16 protein-coding genes and 1 tRNA gene are annotated in these 14,618 nt (G+C 40.6%); 7 read left to right on the plus strand and 10 right to left on the minus strand.

The window, feature by feature from the left end; genetic code table 11:
- Positions 1–99: 99 nt before the first annotated feature.
- On the plus strand, positions 100–2,247 hold the full coding sequence (locus OCV82_RS03750) for a DNA topoisomerase 3 (protein WP_154043193.1): 2,148 nt from the start codon (positions 100–102) through the stop codon (positions 2,245–2,247).
- Here the strand turns inward: OCV82_RS03750 and OCV82_RS03755 are convergent.
- Positions 2,231–3,664 (minus strand): methyltransferase RsmF C-terminal domain-like protein, encoded by a 1,434-nt coding sequence (locus tag OCV82_RS03755; protein WP_154043194.1) that lies wholly within the window; start codon positions 3,662–3,664, stop codon positions 2,231–2,233. The two genes, OCV82_RS03750 and OCV82_RS03755, sit on opposite strands and share 17 nt — an antisense overlap.
- A gap of 101 nt (positions 3,665–3,765) precedes the next feature.
- On the opposite strand from OCV82_RS03755, the gene OCV82_RS03760 reads away from it, so the two are divergent.
- A complete protein-coding gene (locus OCV82_RS03760) occupies positions 3,766–4,560 on the plus strand; it encodes a thymidylate synthase (protein ID WP_154043195.1) in 795 nt (264 codons plus the stop codon).
- A 23-nt stretch (positions 4,561–4,583) separates the two neighbouring features.
- On the plus strand, positions 4,584–5,072 hold the full coding sequence (locus OCV82_RS03765; protein WP_154043196.1) for a dihydrofolate reductase: 489 nt from the start codon (positions 4,584–4,586) through the stop codon (positions 5,070–5,072).
- 2 nt (positions 5,073–5,074) lie between these two features.
- Here OCV82_RS03765 and OCV82_RS03770 read toward each other — a convergent pair whose 3' ends face one another.
- Positions 5,075–5,557 carry an Lrp/AsnC family transcriptional regulator gene (locus OCV82_RS03770; RefSeq protein ID WP_154043197.1) on the minus strand — a complete coding sequence of 161 codons (483 nt, stop codon included), beginning with the start codon at positions 5,555–5,557 and terminating at the stop codon, positions 5,075–5,077.
- 146 nt (positions 5,558–5,703) lie between these two features.
- On the opposite strand from OCV82_RS03770, the gene OCV82_RS03775 reads away from it, so the two are divergent.
- Both OCV82_RS03775 and OCV82_RS03780 read left to right on the plus strand, forming a co-directional pair.
- Positions 5,704–6,990 carry a M64 family metallopeptidase gene (locus OCV82_RS03775; RefSeq protein WP_154043198.1) on the plus strand — a complete coding sequence of 429 codons (1,287 nt, stop codon included), beginning with the start codon at positions 5,704–5,706 and terminating at the stop codon, positions 6,988–6,990.
- 19 nt (positions 6,991–7,009) lie between these two features.
- On the plus strand, positions 7,010–7,540 hold the full coding sequence (locus tag OCV82_RS03780) for a GNAT family N-acetyltransferase (protein ID WP_154043199.1): 531 nt from the start codon (positions 7,010–7,012) through the stop codon (positions 7,538–7,540).
- A 62-nt stretch (positions 7,541–7,602) separates the two neighbouring features.
- Here the strand turns inward: OCV82_RS03780 and OCV82_RS03785 are convergent, their stop codons facing one another.
- The 8 genes from OCV82_RS03785 to OCV82_RS03820 form a co-directional block, all read right to left on the minus strand.
- Complete coding sequence (locus OCV82_RS03785) at positions 7,603–8,067, minus strand: ExbD/TolR family protein (protein ID WP_154043200.1); 465 nt, start codon at positions 8,065–8,067, stop codon at positions 7,603–7,605.
- Positions 8,068–8,069: 2 nt separating this feature from the next.
- Positions 8,070–8,660 carry an ExbD/TolR family protein gene (locus OCV82_RS03790; protein ID WP_154043201.1) on the minus strand — a complete coding sequence of 197 codons (591 nt, stop codon included), beginning with the start codon at positions 8,658–8,660 and terminating at the stop codon, positions 8,070–8,072.
- Positions 8,661–8,690: 30 nt separating this feature from the next.
- Positions 8,691–9,158 carry a hypothetical protein gene (locus OCV82_RS03795; RefSeq protein WP_154043202.1) on the minus strand — a complete coding sequence of 156 codons (468 nt, stop codon included), beginning with the start codon at positions 9,156–9,158 and terminating at the stop codon, positions 8,691–8,693.
- 8 nt (positions 9,159–9,166) lie between these two features.
- Complete coding sequence (locus OCV82_RS03800) at positions 9,167–9,922, minus strand: MotA/TolQ/ExbB proton channel family protein (protein WP_154043203.1); 756 nt, start codon at positions 9,920–9,922, stop codon at positions 9,167–9,169.
- A gap of 80 nt (positions 9,923–10,002) precedes the next feature.
- Positions 10,003–10,090: transfer RNA gene (locus OCV82_RS03805), tRNA-Ser, on the minus strand.
- Between the two features lie 159 nt (positions 10,091–10,249).
- The gene (locus tag OCV82_RS03810; protein WP_154043204.1) at positions 10,250–11,029 is read right to left on the minus strand and encodes a TatD family hydrolase; all 780 of its coding nucleotides are present in this window, start codon (positions 11,027–11,029) and stop codon (positions 10,250–10,252) included.
- Entirely contained in the window at positions 11,026–12,009 is a 984-nt protein-coding gene (locus OCV82_RS03815) for a polyprenyl synthetase family protein (RefSeq protein WP_154043205.1), read from the minus strand. The genes OCV82_RS03810 and OCV82_RS03815 overlap by 4 nt, the downstream gene beginning before the upstream one ends.
- Positions 12,010–12,083: 74 nt before the next feature.
- On the minus strand, positions 12,084–12,770 hold the full coding sequence (locus tag OCV82_RS03820) for an energy transducer TonB (RefSeq protein WP_154043206.1): 687 nt from the start codon (positions 12,768–12,770) through the stop codon (positions 12,084–12,086).
- Positions 12,771–12,965: 195 nt separating this feature from the next.
- On the opposite strand from OCV82_RS03820, the gene cmk reads away from it, so the two are divergent.
- Positions 12,966–13,658 carry a (d)CMP kinase gene (gene cmk, locus OCV82_RS03825; protein ID WP_154043357.1) on the plus strand — a complete coding sequence of 231 codons (693 nt, stop codon included), beginning with the start codon at positions 12,966–12,968 and terminating at the stop codon, positions 13,656–13,658.
- Positions 13,651–14,517 carry a 4-hydroxy-3-methylbut-2-enyl diphosphate reductase gene (locus OCV82_RS03830; RefSeq protein WP_154043207.1) on the plus strand — a complete coding sequence of 289 codons (867 nt, stop codon included), beginning with the start codon at positions 13,651–13,653 and terminating at the stop codon, positions 14,515–14,517. The genes cmk and OCV82_RS03830 overlap by 8 nt, the downstream gene beginning before the upstream one ends.
- Positions 14,518–14,618 lie beyond the last annotated feature (101 nt).

Genomic DNA, 14,618 nt, shown 5'->3' on the forward strand with positions numbered 1-14,618 from the left:
CACCGAATTCCATAATTCCGGCATTTATTTGGTTATATCGGAAAAAATCACGAAAATTGCATGACATTTAACGATTTTATAAGCTTATACTGACAGAGAATGATAGTTTGCATAGCCGAAAAGCCCAGTGTGGCAAGAGATATAGCGGAAGTGCTTGGCGCACACAACAAGAAGGATGGTTTCATAGAAGGAAACGGATATCAGGTGACATGGACATTCGGACACCTGTGTACGCTGAAGGAGCCGCACGAATATACTCCGCAGTGGAAATCGTGGTCGCTGGCAAGTCTGCCGATGATACCGCCGCGCTTCGGGATTAAGCTGATAAACGACTCTGGTATAGAGAAGCAGTTCAAGATAATAGAATCGTTGATGCAGAAGGCGGATATGATTATAAACTGCGGTGATGCCGGACAGGAGGGTGAACTGATACAGCGATGGGTGATGCAGAAAGCGGGAGCGAAATGCCCGGTGAAGCGTCTGTGGATTTCGTCTCTTACGGAAGAGGCTATCAGAGAGGGATTTGCAAACTTGAAGGACCAGTCGGAATTCCAGCCTTTGTATGAGGCGGGACTCAGCCGTGCGATAGGCGACTGGACGCTCGGGATGAATGCCACACGACTTTATACTCTTAAATACGGACAGAACAAACAGGTGCTGTCTATAGGACGCGTGCAGACTCCTACACTGGCTCTTATCGTGAAAAGGCAGCAGGAGATAGAGAGTTTCGTACCTAAACAGTATTGGGAGCTGAAGACTTCGTACAGGGATACTGTGTTCTCTGCCATAGTGCGCAAGAGTGATGAGGAACTGGCTGAAGAGGCTGCCGCTGAAAAGGAAAATCCGCAGCTGAAAAAGAAAACTCCAGCAAAGGAGGATGCCAACAGGGGTATTCCGCCTATCATCGACCAGGCTACAGGCGAACAATTGCTGGAACGCATAAAGAACGCTCCGTTTACTATCACCGACATTTCATCGAAGAAAGGAACTGAGGCACCGCCAAGACTTTTCGACCTTACTTCGCTCCAGGTGGAATGTAACAAGAAATTTGGTTATTCCGCCGATATGACTTTACAGCTCATACAGTCGCTTTACGAAAAGAAGGTGGCTACTTATCCGCGTGTGGATACTACTTTCCTGAGTGACGATATATATCCAAAGTGTCCGAAGATTCTTGAGGGACTGAAGGATTATGCCGTATATACGGCTCCTCTGACGGGCAAACCGCTTATAAAATCGAAAAAGGTATTCGATAATTCGAAGGTTACGGACCACCATGCCATTATTCCTACGGGCGTGCAGCCGCGTGAGCTTACGAATATGGAGAAAACTGTTTACGACCTTATTGCAAGGCGTTTCATCGCTGTGTTCTATCCGGACTGTAAGTTCTCTACCACTACGGTGATAGGCGAGGCGGATTCTATAGAATTCAAGGTTACTGGAAAGCAAATCCTGGAACAGGGATGGAGAGTGGTGTTCGCAAAGGAACAGCAGGATGATACGAAGGAGAATGACGAGGAGAAGACTCTGCCAGCATTCACGAAAGGGGAGAGCGGACCGCACTATCCTTCGCTTTTCGAAAAGTGGACTCAGCCGCCACGCCCATATACTGAGGCTACTCTCCTAAGGGCAATGGAAACTGCCGGTAAGCTGGTGGAAAACGACGAACTGCGTGATGCGATGAAGGAAAACGGTATAGGTCGTCCTTCTACGCGTGCCGCCATAATTGAGACTTTGTTCAAAAGAAGATATATCCGTAAGGAGAAGAAGAATCTTATAGCTACTCCTACGGGGGTGGAACTGATACAGCTTATTCATGAGGAACTGCTGAAATCTGCCGAGCTGACTGGTATCTGGGAAAAGAAGCTTCGCGAGATAGAGAAGAGAAGCTATGATGCTGCTACATTCATCAGCGAACTGAAGCAGATGGTTACGGAGATTGTATATAGCGTGATAAGGGATACGAGCAACCGCCGTGTGACTGTTACTTCGGAGGAGGATGTGAAGGCTGCTGCGAAGAAAGGTTCTGCAGGAAAAGATACGGCTGCGAAACCGGCTGCTGCAAAGACTCCGCGCAAGAAAGCTGCTCCGAAAGTGGAGAAAAAAGCCGTTGAACCGGAAATCGTGGGCGATGATATTGTCGGGAAGGTTTGCCCTTTATGCGGTAAGGGTACCATCATAAAGGGTAAAACAGCATACGGTTGTTCGGAGTGGAAGAACGGTTGTGGTTTCAGAAAACCGTTCTGATCTCGTCGGGCATATATCCGCTGCGGATTCTCCATTCCTGGGGATAGAGATTGTTCGCACGGTTTCCTATGTTTTTTACAAAGCCTAGAGGAGTGTCGCGGTATGTCACGAGTACATAGCCTTTGGGAACTGAAGCATCGAGTGTGACAGCCTCCTTCCTGAGATATGCTATTGCCTGTTCGTAAGTGAGTTCTGCCTTTGGGAAAGTCTCTCTGTTGAGGCTTGTGCTCATGGCGAGCGAGTGATGAGGCTGCCAGTCTTTGCCTTTGTTTTCGGCAAGGGTGATGCCGCGATGGAGTATGCGGATGTTGTTTCCCTTGTCTTTCAGAAGGTTTTCCAGGCTGTTCAGCCTTTGTGATTTTGCCACTGCTGTAGTTCCGTCGATAGAGAATTCAAAATCTTCGCTTTCGCATATCCATGATTTTATTTCGCTGGTTATGGTCGGGGTGTTTTGTTTCTTGTCCTGCTTCTTGTTGTTTTTCTTATTGCTCTTTTTAGGATTGCAGTCGGACAGAATATCATATTCTTCGTCTGATGTTCCGTTTTTGCGGAGTACGGCCATGAAGAGTCCTTCACCGATGGTTTTGTGTGGCAGGAAGCGATAGACCGGGAAGTCGTATCCGGCAAGGTTGCCTGTAATGTTCCATTCCTCGTTTGTTTCTACAGGAAGTACTTCTGCTCCAAGTTCGCTTGCTATCCAGGCTACGTTGTCTTCGTTTTCTTCACGGTTTAATGTACATGTGCTGTAAATTAGCAATCCTCCTGGTTTCAGGCAAGGCCATATATCGCGGAGTATTCTGCGCTGGCGTTCCCAGCATAGTCCTACGTTGGCGGGGCTCCATTCTTCTACAGCCACTTCGTCTTTTCGGAACATTCCTTCGCCGGAACATGGTACGTCAGTCAGAATCACATCGAAAAGGGATTCAAGCGGTGTGAAGTCCGAAGGGTCGTTGTTGGTTACTATCACTTCAGGATTTCCCCATTTTACTATGTTTTCGGCAAGTATCTGCGAGCGGTTGCGCATCACTTCGTTGGCTATGAGCAGACTTCCTTCGGGGAGTGAGGAACGGAGTAGGGTAGATTTGCCGCCGGGAGCCGCGCACAGGTCGAGGGCGACAACTGGTGATCCTACATACTGGTGCAAAGCGCTCTCAAGAAACATGGACGCTGCTTCCTGAACATAATAGCTTCCGGCATGAAACAGCGGGTCGAACGTGAATGTGGGGCGTGCAGACAGATAATATCCGTCTGTTGTCCACGGGATGAGCTTCGCATTCTCTGGCACAAGTCCGGTCTTTGCTCCGTTGATTCGTATGCTTACGGGAGTATCGTTCTGCATCGCTTCGCAGAGGGCTTTACAGTTTTCCTCGCCCATCAGGGCTGCTGTTCGTGATATAAATGAAACGGGGAAATTCATATTCTTCTGTATATATTAATGTCTGCAAAGTTAATGTTTTTCATAATGTTTTTGATTAACTTTGCCCTCAATAATAAATAATTAAGTACAACATAATCTTTATGAAGCAATATTTAGACTTACTTCAACGCATAAAGACCGAGGGCGTAAGGAAAGACGACCGTACCGGAACGGGTACTGTCAGCGTGTTCGGACATCAGATGCGTTTCAACCTTGAAGATGGTTTCCCACTCGTAACTACCAAGAAACTTCATCTTAAATCCATTATCCACGAACTTCTCTGGTTTCTGAAAGGTGACACAAACGTGAAGTATCTTCAGGAAAATGGTGTAAGAATCTGGAATGAGTGGGCTGACGAGAATGGTAATCTTGGACATATATATGGCTATCAGTGGCGTTCGTGGCCTACTTACGACGGTAAGTTTATCGACCAGATTTCGGAAGCTGTGAATATGATAAAGAATAACCCTGATTCAAGACGTATAATCGTGAATGCATGGAATGTGGCAGACCTTGACAATATGAACTTGCCTCCGTGTCATATGTTCTTCCAGTTCTATGTGGCTAACGGACGTTTGAGCCTGCAGATGTATCAGAGAAGTGCGGATACATTTCTCGGTGTGCCGTTCAATATAGCTTCGTATGCTCTTCTGCTTCAGATGATGGCTCAGGTGACAGGACTGAAAGCGGGTGATTTCATACATACTTTGGGTGATGCTCATATATATCTTAATCATCTGGAACAGGTTGACCTGCAGCTGACAAGAACTCCACGTCCGCTCCCTGTGATGAAAATCAATCCTGACGTAAAGGATATTTTCAGTTTCAAGTATGAGGATTTCCAGCTTGAAAACTATGACCCATGGCCACACATTGCCGGAAAGGTTTCTGTATAATAATTATTAACTGAAGGATATTTATGATTTCGATTATTGTAGCTATAAACAAGAATAACGGTATAGGATATAAGAACGAACTTCTGTACTGGCTTCCGAATGACCTGAAGAGATTCAAGACTCTGACTACAGGTCATACCATAATCATGGGACGCAAGACTTTTGAGTCTCTTCCAAAAGGTGCTTTGCCTAACAGAAGAAATATTGTTTTGAGCAGCCAGGATATTACTTTTCCTGGGGCAGAGTGTTTTCACAGCCTGAAAGATGCTCTTGAGGCATGCAAAGATGAAATAGAGGTGTTTATTATCGGTGGCGCAAGCCTGTATAAGGAAGCAATGCCAATAGCAGACCGTCTGTATATAACAGAAGTGGACGATTGTGAAAAAGAGGCTGATGCTTTCTTCCCTGAAATATCACCTGAAATATGGGAAGAAAAAAGTAGAGAATGCCATTCAACAGATGAAAAGCATCTCTACTCATATAGTTTTTGCGATTACGATCGTATCAAATAATTTTATTCTTCATCATCATTCGCCAGATCAAGTATAGGCATCTGGCGTTTGATTGCCTCATGGAATGATATTATCGTTTCAGAACGAGACAGACCTAATGGCTGTAATTTATCGTGTATGATGCTCAATAGATGATGATTATTCTTTGCATAAATCTTTATGAACATATCATACTGACCTGTAGTGAAATGACATTCTACTACTTCAGGAATTTTCTTTAGTTCTTCTGTCACAGAATCAAACTGTTCAGGATCCTTTAAATATAATCCTATATAAGCACATGTCTCATATCCTATTTTCTCAGGGTCTATTATAAACTCTGATCCTTTTAAAATACCGAGATTTGTTAGTTTCTGAATTCTCTGATGAATTGCGGCACCAGACACATTGCACACACGAGCTACTTCCAAAAAAGGAATACGAGCATTTTCTGCAATCATACGCAGAATTTGTTCATCCAAACTATCCAACTGATGATGTCCCATTTCTAAAAATTTTAATTTATACAAAGGTAGTATTTTTATTCAAACTATATATAATAAAGTTCTTATATTTGATTTATATTTAATTATCTTTGTGTTAGATACTTTATTTTTTTATATATTATACATAAAAACAGTTCTTAATTATTATGACAAAAACTTTTTTATCACTTTTTTTAGGATTAGCTGTGTGTTCTTCCGGATATTGCCAAAGTTTTGAAGAGTTCTTTGCAGATAAAACACTTAGAGCGGACTATTTGTTCACAGGAAATAAAAAAAATCAGTCTGTTGTTTTGGATGAACTGAAATCTATGGAGGGTTGGGCAGGCAGAAGAAGTAATTTGGACAAACTGCCATTATCAGGCAACGGACAGTTGACTATGGTTGACAAAGCTACAGGTGTAGTTATTTACAGAACTTCTTTTTCCAGTCTGTTTCAGGAATGGCTGGGCGAAAATGAAGCTGAGACTTTAAGTAAGGGATATGAAAATACATTCCTGATGCCATTCCCAAAGAAAGAGACTTTGGTGACAGTTGAGCTTTTTAATGCACGACATGAGGTTTCTGCTTCGTTTACACATACTGTACGCCCTGATGATATTTTGATTAAAAAGATTGGTCAAAATAACGTAACCGAGCATAAATATTTGCTGAAAAGCGGTTCGCCTGAAAATTGTATTGATGTTGTGATAATGGCTGAGGGATATTCACGAGGAGATATGCAAACGTTCTACAGAGATGCACAGAAAGCTTGTGACGCAATTTTCAGTCATTCTCCTTTTAAAGAGAATAAGAATCATTTTAATGTCGTAGCAGTTGCCAGCGAATCAGCAGACAGTGGAGTTAGTATTCCTAGGGAAAATGTCTGGAAATCGACAGCTGTAAGCTCGCATTTCGATACGTTTTATTCTGACAGGTATCTTACTTCGAGCAGTGTTAATGATATTCATGATTTGCTTGCTGGTATCCCATACGAGCATATAATAATTTTGGCTAATACCGATACTTACGGTGGGGGAGGGATATACAATTCGTTTACTCTCACTACCGCGCATCATTCAAAGTTTGAACCTGTTGTTGTGCATGAGTTCGGTCACAGCTTTGGAGGATTGGCCGACGAATATGCCTATACTGACGCGCCTAGTCCGCTTTATCCGTATGATGTTGAGCCGTGGGAACAGAATATAACCACTTTGGTTGATTTTGAAAGTAAATGGAGTGACATGCTGCCGAAGGATATTGTTGTTCCAACTAAAATAACATCTGATAATTATAGTTCGACTGAAGCGCTAGGAGTTTATCAGGGGGCCGGATATAGTATGAAAGGAATTTACAGACCGGTTCCGGATTGCAGAATGCGTACTAATGAAGCAAAAGCTTTTTGCCCGGTGTGCCAGAGATCGCTTCAGAGATTGATAGATTTTTATACTGACTAATAACCAATATATATAAGCCATGATTAAATTTAATCCTATTAAGACTACAGATCCTTCGTATCCTTTTGTAGAAAATCTTTTGCATGAATCATTTCCCGTAGAGGAAAGAAGGGACGACGAGATGCAGAGATATAATACTGATAGTAATCCTTTGTTTACCGCATATCTGATTACTGATGATGCTGAAAATGTTGGTCTGATAACTTTATGGAAACTGACAGGATTTCTTTATGTAGAACATCTTGCCACCTCACCAAGTGTAAGAAACAAAGGTTATGGAAAAATGATTATGCAGGCTTTATTAAGTAATTTCCCGGATTCCATAATAGTTCTTGAAGTGGAACTTCCTGAAGATGAATTGAGCAAACGCCGTATCGGCTTTTATGAAAGAAACGGTTTTACACTCTCTGAACGTCCATACGTGCAACCGCCATACAGAAAGTCCGGGAGTCCTATTCCAATGTACATCATGTTTTCCGGAGCAGATTCAATAGATGGGATATTCGACACTATAACATCCGAAATATATAAGAATGTTTATTTGGTATAAACTTATAGGTATAAAAAAAAGAGTTACTCGATTGAGTAACTCTTTTTTTATCTTTGATACTATTACTGACGTTGTGTTGCAGAATAGTTGATCTTCAAAGCGTATGCTTGACGAAGTGCTTGTTTTACTTCCTGAACAATACCCATCTTAGTTTTTGCATCAACTTTCAGTGATACTGTCATAAAAGGTTTGTCCTCTTCTTTCATATTTTCACGTTCCTGATAGATATAATCCTGAACTTCATTTGATTCAGAGAATTTATCGTTCAGCTGGATACGGTCTGTAGTACCCATCTTTTTCTGGAACTCAGGTAATGGTTTACCGATGTAGATGAAGGAAACCAATGACTTCTTTTCAAGCTTTTCCAATTCTGTTGCCTGTGGGACCCTAAATTGAACCTTTAATGTAACCTCACGAAGAGTAGTCACAATCATGAAGAAGAACAAAATGGTAAAAATAAGGTCAGGCAGAGACGAAGTATTCAACTCCGGCATTTCTCGCTTACCTGTTTTATTAAACTTTCCCATTATTATTTTCCTCCATATTTTTTAGGTTCTGCTTCAGAAATCTTCTGTGGATAGTAATCTATGATAGCTTCTTTTTGTTCTTCTGAACAGTTTGCAAATGATTTGCCGAATTGTGACATCGCTAATTCGTTACGCAATTCATTATAAGCAGCTACCAATTCGTTCTGAACCTGGATATAAACATCATAGCTTGTACCAACGTCGTTCTGTACAGAAATTACATGCTTTTCAGTTATCATAACATCGCCAAAGAATGGTAGATTCTTTCTATGCTTTTCCGGCATATTAGGGTCATCATTCGGATTGGCAATGAATTCTTTTGCTTTGTCTTTAAGTTGTCTTATGTCAAAACCAATTTCTCCGTTAACCATCAAATTGTCATCTTTGTTAATTTTAACCTGGAGAATGTTTCTTTCCTTAATGATAATGTCATTTTTTTGTTCTTCACTTTCCGGTGGTGGGGGCAGACGCCTTGCCAAACCACGGTCAGTGTCCATTGATGTCGTTATAAGGAAGAAAATAAGCAACATAAAAGAAATATCGGCCGTGGAACTTGCATTGATTCCTGGCACTTTTCTTTTTGTTTTTGCCATATCTTTTTATCTTACAATAAAATTAAAACTTTATCTTTTCTTGAATACGCCTAATAAATTCAGCAAAGTACCTATTGCTGCTATTACGAGCAGTACATATGTTGAATACAAGAACATATCAGTAACCTTAATCAAGAACTTATTGTCATAGGTTACGCCACCACCTAAAACTACGGTTTCGTCAGAACCCATATTATAAGTTACGATCAGTAGAACTACCAAAAGAATAAATCCCAAGAATGATTTCAATGCAGCTTTTGGGTCATCCTTTAGTGCGGCACCGAATTGGATAACCGCTGCTATGATAGTCACAGCCACGCATAATGCAAACAATCCGTACATTAAATACATCAAAGCCGGAGTATTGGCAGGTTCTGTCAAACCTGCTGCGTTTGTTTCGCTGTATCCTACTCCGTAGAACATGCCTAGTACTACCAAGATTACGGCAATACATGCATAAAACACGTAGTATGATACTTTATATGATAATTTAGTCATCGTTCTTATTATTTTTTGTATTTCAAGTTGTACTTCATAATCATATCAAGCAAAGTGATTGAAGAGTCTTCCATCTGGCTTGTGATAGCTTCAATCTTAGACAAGATGTAGTTGTAGAAAGTTTGAAGAATCAAAGCTACGATAAGACCGAAGATAGTAGTAATCAAGGCCACTTTCATACCACCTGCTACGACTGTCGGAGAAATATCACCTGCCATCTGGATTTGGTCGAACGCCATGACCATACCAATCACAGTACCCAAGAATCCGAGTGACGGAGCCATCGCGATAAACAATGTAATCCAAGAGCATCCTTTTTCAAGGTAACCAGCCTGAACACCACCGTAAGAAACTACAGAACGTTCAACAACATCCAAACCTTCGTCAACTCTCATCAATCCCTGATAGCAGATAGAGGCAACAGGTCCGCGAGTGTTACGGCAGATAGTTTTTGCACCTTCTACATCACCTTTTTCCAAAGCTTCTTCAAGTTTTGCCATCAATTTCTTAGTGTCAACTTCAGCAAGGCTCAAGTAAATGATACGTTCGATACAGAAAGCCAAACCAAGTACCAATGCGATAGCAACCAAAGACATGAAACCAGCGTCACCTTCGATGAACTTAGTCTTAAGTTCTTTGTGCATACCACCTTCTTCAACTACTACTGTTTCAGTTGCCGCAGGAGCGTCCTGTGCGATAACAGACTGAGTCATTCCGAATGAGAGAACTCCCATTACTGCAAGAATTGCAAATAACTTTTTCATTGTGTGTCTAATTTTTTAAGATTAATTAATTAATAGTTTATTGTTTATTCTTATTTGTTATTTTTTCTCTTTGACTATCGCGGAGAGAACGGGATTCGAACCCGTGATACGCTTTTGGCGTATACACGCTTTCCAGGCGTGCCTCTTCAACCACTCGAGCACCTCTCCTCAGCACCTATTTTTCCCTTCTTACATATTTAATTATATCCGTAATCGGTACTCATTTGTCCTTTTTCAGTCACAAATGTATTCTTTTTTTTTTTCTTACATAGCCTAAAAGACGAAAAAGTTTGCGATAACGCATAAAATTAATATTATTTAAAGACTTTAGTCGGCATTTTGGAACACTTTTAGTGCATTTCTTGTTGTATGGCGTGCAATATCGTCTATTGATGTATTAAAAATTTCGGCAAGTTTGTTTGCTATTGATGTGATGTATGCACTTTCGTTTCTTTTTCCTCTGTATGGTACTGGTGCAAGGTATGGCGAATCTGTTTCAAGTACTATTCTATCTATTGGCAGTTGCTTTAGTGTTTCCGGAAGGGTACTTTTCTTGAATGTTACAATACCGTTTATTCCCAGCATGAAATTCTTGTAGGACAACATATCGTTTGCCTCTTCCAGTGTTCCGCCAAAGCTATGGAATATTCCTCGTAATGGGGTATCCTTATATTGAGACATTACTTCCAACATCTCTTTGTGAGCATTCCTGCAATGTATAATCAGAGGTAAATTGAACTTAAGGGCCCATTCCAATTGTATTCTGAATACTTCTTTTTGTTCTTCTACGTATGTCTTGTCCCAATAAAGATCCAAACCGACTTCTCCAATACCGTAGAATTTTCTTCCTGAAATCAGGACTTTTTCTACTTTTTCAAGTCTGATTTTCCAGTCGTCAGCAACCGAAGTGGGATGCAACCCCATAAGAGGATAGCAACCTGATGTTTTGTCGCAAAGTTTGAGTAGCGCATCTATGCTCTCATCGTCAATATTGGGCATAAACATTCTTGTTACTCCTGCTTCTTTTGCTCTTATGATGGCCAGTTCTCTGTCGCTGTCAAACTCCTCACAAAAGAGGTGTGTGTGAGTGTCAATCAATCCAATCATAATACTCTTTTCATTAATTGTTTTGTGAAGTTTTTAAGATTGGTTTTTAATGATGCATCTACTGATACATTATCAAGTATGGCAAGCCCTTCATTGTATAGGGTGTTGATTTTATCCATACATATGTCTGGAACTCCGGTGTTGTTATATATTTCAGTAACAGCTTTAATCTTTTCTTCAGGAATAAAAGCTTCGGCATTTATCCAATTCTCAAGTTCTTTCTTGTTTTCTCCTGATGATTTCTCAAGGGCTGTGATAAGCATGAATGTCTTTTTATTTGAGCAGATGTCTCCACCGATATTTTTACCGAAAACGGAAGAATCTGCATACACATCAAGATAGTCGTCCTGGAGCTGGAAGGCAAGTCCCAATTTTATACCGAAATCGTAAAGCAGATTTGCGTCTTCTTCGCTTGCCCCACCTAGTATCGCGCCTATTTTCAGTGAAGCGGCAAGTAAGACAGATGTCTTCAGACAAATCATGTTCATGTATTCGTCAACTGTCACATCAAGTCTTTTTTCGAAATCCATATCCCACTGTTGTCCGTCGCAAACTTCCAGAGCGGCCTTGCTGAAGGTGGATGTGACTTCTGATATGTATTCGGCAGGACATGATTCCATCATCATTTTGAACGAAAGTATGAGCATGGCATCACCGGAAAGAATTGCGGTATTTTCATCCCATTTTTTATGTACGGTTGGTCTGTTTCTTCTCATGTCGGCTTTGTCCATGAGATCATCGTGTAACAGTGTAAAATTATGGTATGTTTCCAGTGCCGCAGCTTGTTGATAGATTTTTTCAACGTCATCCTTGTATAGGTTGTAGGCCATTAACATCAAAACCGGACGAATACGTTTACCTCCTAAGCCAAGCACATATTCTATAGGCTTGTATAGATTTTCCGGCTCGTGAGTATATGACAATTCTCCGATATACTTCTGAATCTTTTCTAATAGTTCTTTGTCTTCGTACTGCTTCATAGTTTTTTGTCTTTGGGATAAAAAAACAAAAAGGCTGCCCTTTTGCGGACAGCCTTTTTAATGTTATAAAGTTATTACTGCAATCTGAATGTTACAGGCACTGTGTATTTTACACGTACAGCTTTACCACGCTGCATACCTGGTTTCCATTTTGGCATGGAGCTGATAACTCGAAGAGCTTCCTTGTCAAGATATGGATCGACAGAGCGCATAACTACAGGGTCAACGATAGAACCGTCCTGATTAACGACAAACTGAACGATTACACGTCCCTGAATACCGTTTTCCTGAGCGATTGTAGGATACTTGATGTTCTTGCTGAGGAATTTCATCAATTCTGCCATACCACCAGGGAATTCAGGCATTTGTTCTACAACCATGAAGATTTCTTCTTCTACAGGTTCTTCTTCTTCAACTACAGGTTCGATGTACTTGATTTCTACGGCTGTATTGTCATCTTCACTAGATTTGATAGTAGTTTCCTCTACATCCGCATCGTTCTCTGCAATCTGAATTACTTCTTCAACTTTCGGAGCTTCTGGTGGAGGAGGTGCTTGCTTTTGCTCCGGTTCTTCTGTGATAGGAATCATTTCCTCCTCAAAAATCGGTTCAACGACACCAGTATCGGTAGTCACCTGTTTGTCGCGTTCTGTCCATTCGAAAGCCACAAACACTGCTGCCAATATCAGCACGTAACCAATCAGCATCCACGTGGATTTCTTTCCCTCGAGGTCTGCTTTGGGCGATTTTTTAACTTCCATAAATGATTTGATAAATTGTTAATAATTCTCTGTGTGCAAATGTAGTATATTTATTTTAAAAAGCAATATCAAAAAGATAAAAATAGATTAAAACGGAAATATTTCTGCACATGCGGATAAAACAGTAAAAACTTTTCCATATCTTTGACTTTCGAACGGAAAAGAATACACATTATATAATATAGATATCTTATGATGAAAAAAATAACCATAGCGATAGATGGTTTTTCTTCTTGCGGAAAAAGCACGATGGCCAAAGATCTGGCAAAAGAAATTGGATATATATATATAGACAGCGGCGCGATGTATAGGGCAGTTACTTTGTATTGCCTTGAAAACTCGCTTTTTACCTCTGATGGAAGCGTGAATTCGGAAGAGCTGGAAAAACATATAAATGATATTTCGGTATCGTTCTGTCTTAATGAAGCGACTTTGAAACCGGAAACATTCCTGAATGGCGTAAACGTAGAGTCTAAGATAAGGACTATGGAGGTTTCATCCAGGGTGAGTCTTGTTGCTGCATTGGGATTTGTAAGGGAAGCCTTGGTGAAATTGCAGCAGGAAATGGGAAAAAGCAAAGGTATTGTCATGGACGGACGAGATATAGGAACGGTGGTATTTCCTGATGCGGAGTTAAAGATATTTGTCACAGCTTCGGCTGAAATCAGGGCAAAAAGAAGATATGATGAACTGATGGCAAAAGGACAGGAAGTATCATTTGATGAGATCCTCAAAAATGTTGAAGAAAGAGACAGGATAGACCAGACTAGAGCTGTAAGTCCTTTGAGAAAGGCTGATGATGCTATTGTATTGGATAATAGCAATATGACAGTAGAAGAACAGAAAGCATGGTTAATTAATGAATACCAAAAGGCGGCTAATGTATAATATAGAAATTGATAGTGAATCAGGGTTTTGTTTCGGCGTGACCACTGCTATAAAAAAGGCTGAGGAAGAGTTGGCAAAAGGAACTCCTCTGTATTGCCTTGGAGATATAGTGCATAATGGTCAGGAATGCGAACGTTTGAAAAAACTGGGGCTTATAACTATTAACCATGAGGAGTATGCAAAGCTTAAAAACGTAAAAGTGTTGCTACGTGCACATGGTGAACCTCCGGAAACTTATAGGATAGCTGCAGAGAATAATATAGAAATAATTGATGCCACCTGTCCTGTAGTATTACGGTTGCAAAAAAGAATTAAGCAGGAATATACCAGTAAAGAACCTGAAAAAGAAAAGCAGATAGTAATATATGGAAAGAACGGTCATGCGGAGGTGCTTGGGCTGGTAGGACAGACAAATGGTGAGGCTATAGTTATTGAAAAAATAGAGGAAGTAGATAAGATAGACTTGAATAAAGATGTAAGGCTGTATTCGCAGACGACAAAATCGCTGGATGAGTTCAGAAGTATCGTTTCGTATATAGAACAGAATATTTCAAAGTCTGCCACTTTTCAGTATTTTGATACAATATGCCGTCAGGTGGCAAACAGAATGCCTAATATCAGAAAGTTTGCTGCTTCACATGATGTGATCCTATTTGTGTGTGGGCAGAAAAGCTCTAACGGGAAAATACTGTTTCACGAATGTAAGGAGATTAATCCCAAAACATATCAGGTTGATAAACCGGAAGATATTAACATGGAGTGGTTCAGGGATGCAAAGTCAATCGGAATATGTGGTGCTACTTCAACTCCTAAATGGCTTATGGATAAATGTAAGAATGTAATATCGGAGGCATGTTAAAGAATTTACAATTCAAGTTAACTTAAAATACATATCTATTTAATACAACTTTGCGACGGAATTTGTAAATTTGCGGCATTGAAACAAACTAATAATATTCA

Source organism: Bacteroides cellulolyticus (assembly GCF_025567135.1).
In the GTDB taxonomy this organism is placed as follows: domain Bacteria; phylum Bacteroidota; class Bacteroidia; order Bacteroidales; family Bacteroidaceae; genus Phocaeicola; species Phocaeicola cellulolyticus.

Bases quoted from the DNA above. Each gene is read 5' to 3' on its own strand.
- OCV82_RS03750 (WP_154043193.1), top strand. From the start codon at position 100: ATGATAGTTTGCATAGCCGAAAAGCCCAGTGTGGCAAGAGATATAGCG.
- OCV82_RS03755 (WP_154043194.1), bottom strand. From the start codon at position 3,664: ATGAATTTCCCCGTTTCATTTATATCACGAACAGCAGCCCTGATGGGC.
- OCV82_RS03760 (WP_154043195.1), top strand. From the start codon at position 3,766: ATGAAGCAATATTTAGACTTACTTCAACGCATAAAGACCGAGGGCGTA.
- OCV82_RS03765 (WP_154043196.1), top strand. From the start codon at position 4,584: ATGATTTCGATTATTGTAGCTATAAACAAGAATAACGGTATAGGATAT.
- OCV82_RS03770 (WP_154043197.1), bottom strand. From the start codon at position 5,557: ATGGGACATCATCAGTTGGATAGTTTGGATGAACAAATTCTGCGTATG.
- OCV82_RS03775 (WP_154043198.1), top strand. From the start codon at position 5,704: ATGACAAAAACTTTTTTATCACTTTTTTTAGGATTAGCTGTGTGTTCT.
- OCV82_RS03780 (WP_154043199.1), top strand. From the start codon at position 7,010: ATGATTAAATTTAATCCTATTAAGACTACAGATCCTTCGTATCCTTTT.
- OCV82_RS03785 (WP_154043200.1), bottom strand. From the start codon at position 8,067: ATGGGAAAGTTTAATAAAACAGGTAAGCGAGAAATGCCGGAGTTGAAT.
- OCV82_RS03790 (WP_154043201.1), bottom strand. From the start codon at position 8,660: ATGGCAAAAACAAAAAGAAAAGTGCCAGGAATCAATGCAAGTTCCACG.
- OCV82_RS03795 (WP_154043202.1), bottom strand. From the start codon at position 9,158: ATGACTAAATTATCATATAAAGTATCATACTACGTGTTTTATGCATGT.
- OCV82_RS03800 (WP_154043203.1), bottom strand. From the start codon at position 9,922: ATGAAAAAGTTATTTGCAATTCTTGCAGTAATGGGAGTTCTCTCATTC.
- OCV82_RS03810 (WP_154043204.1), bottom strand. From the start codon at position 11,029: ATGATTGGATTGATTGACACTCACACACACCTCTTTTGTGAGGAGTTT.
- OCV82_RS03815 (WP_154043205.1), bottom strand. From the start codon at position 12,009: ATGAAGCAGTACGAAGACAAAGAACTATTAGAAAAGATTCAGAAGTAT.
- OCV82_RS03820 (WP_154043206.1), bottom strand. From the start codon at position 12,770: ATGGAAGTTAAAAAATCGCCCAAAGCAGACCTCGAGGGAAAGAAATCC.
- cmk (WP_154043357.1), top strand. From the start codon at position 12,966: ATGAAAAAAATAACCATAGCGATAGATGGTTTTTCTTCTTGCGGAAAA.
- OCV82_RS03830 (WP_154043207.1), top strand. From the start codon at position 13,651: ATGTATAATATAGAAATTGATAGTGAATCAGGGTTTTGTTTCGGCGTG.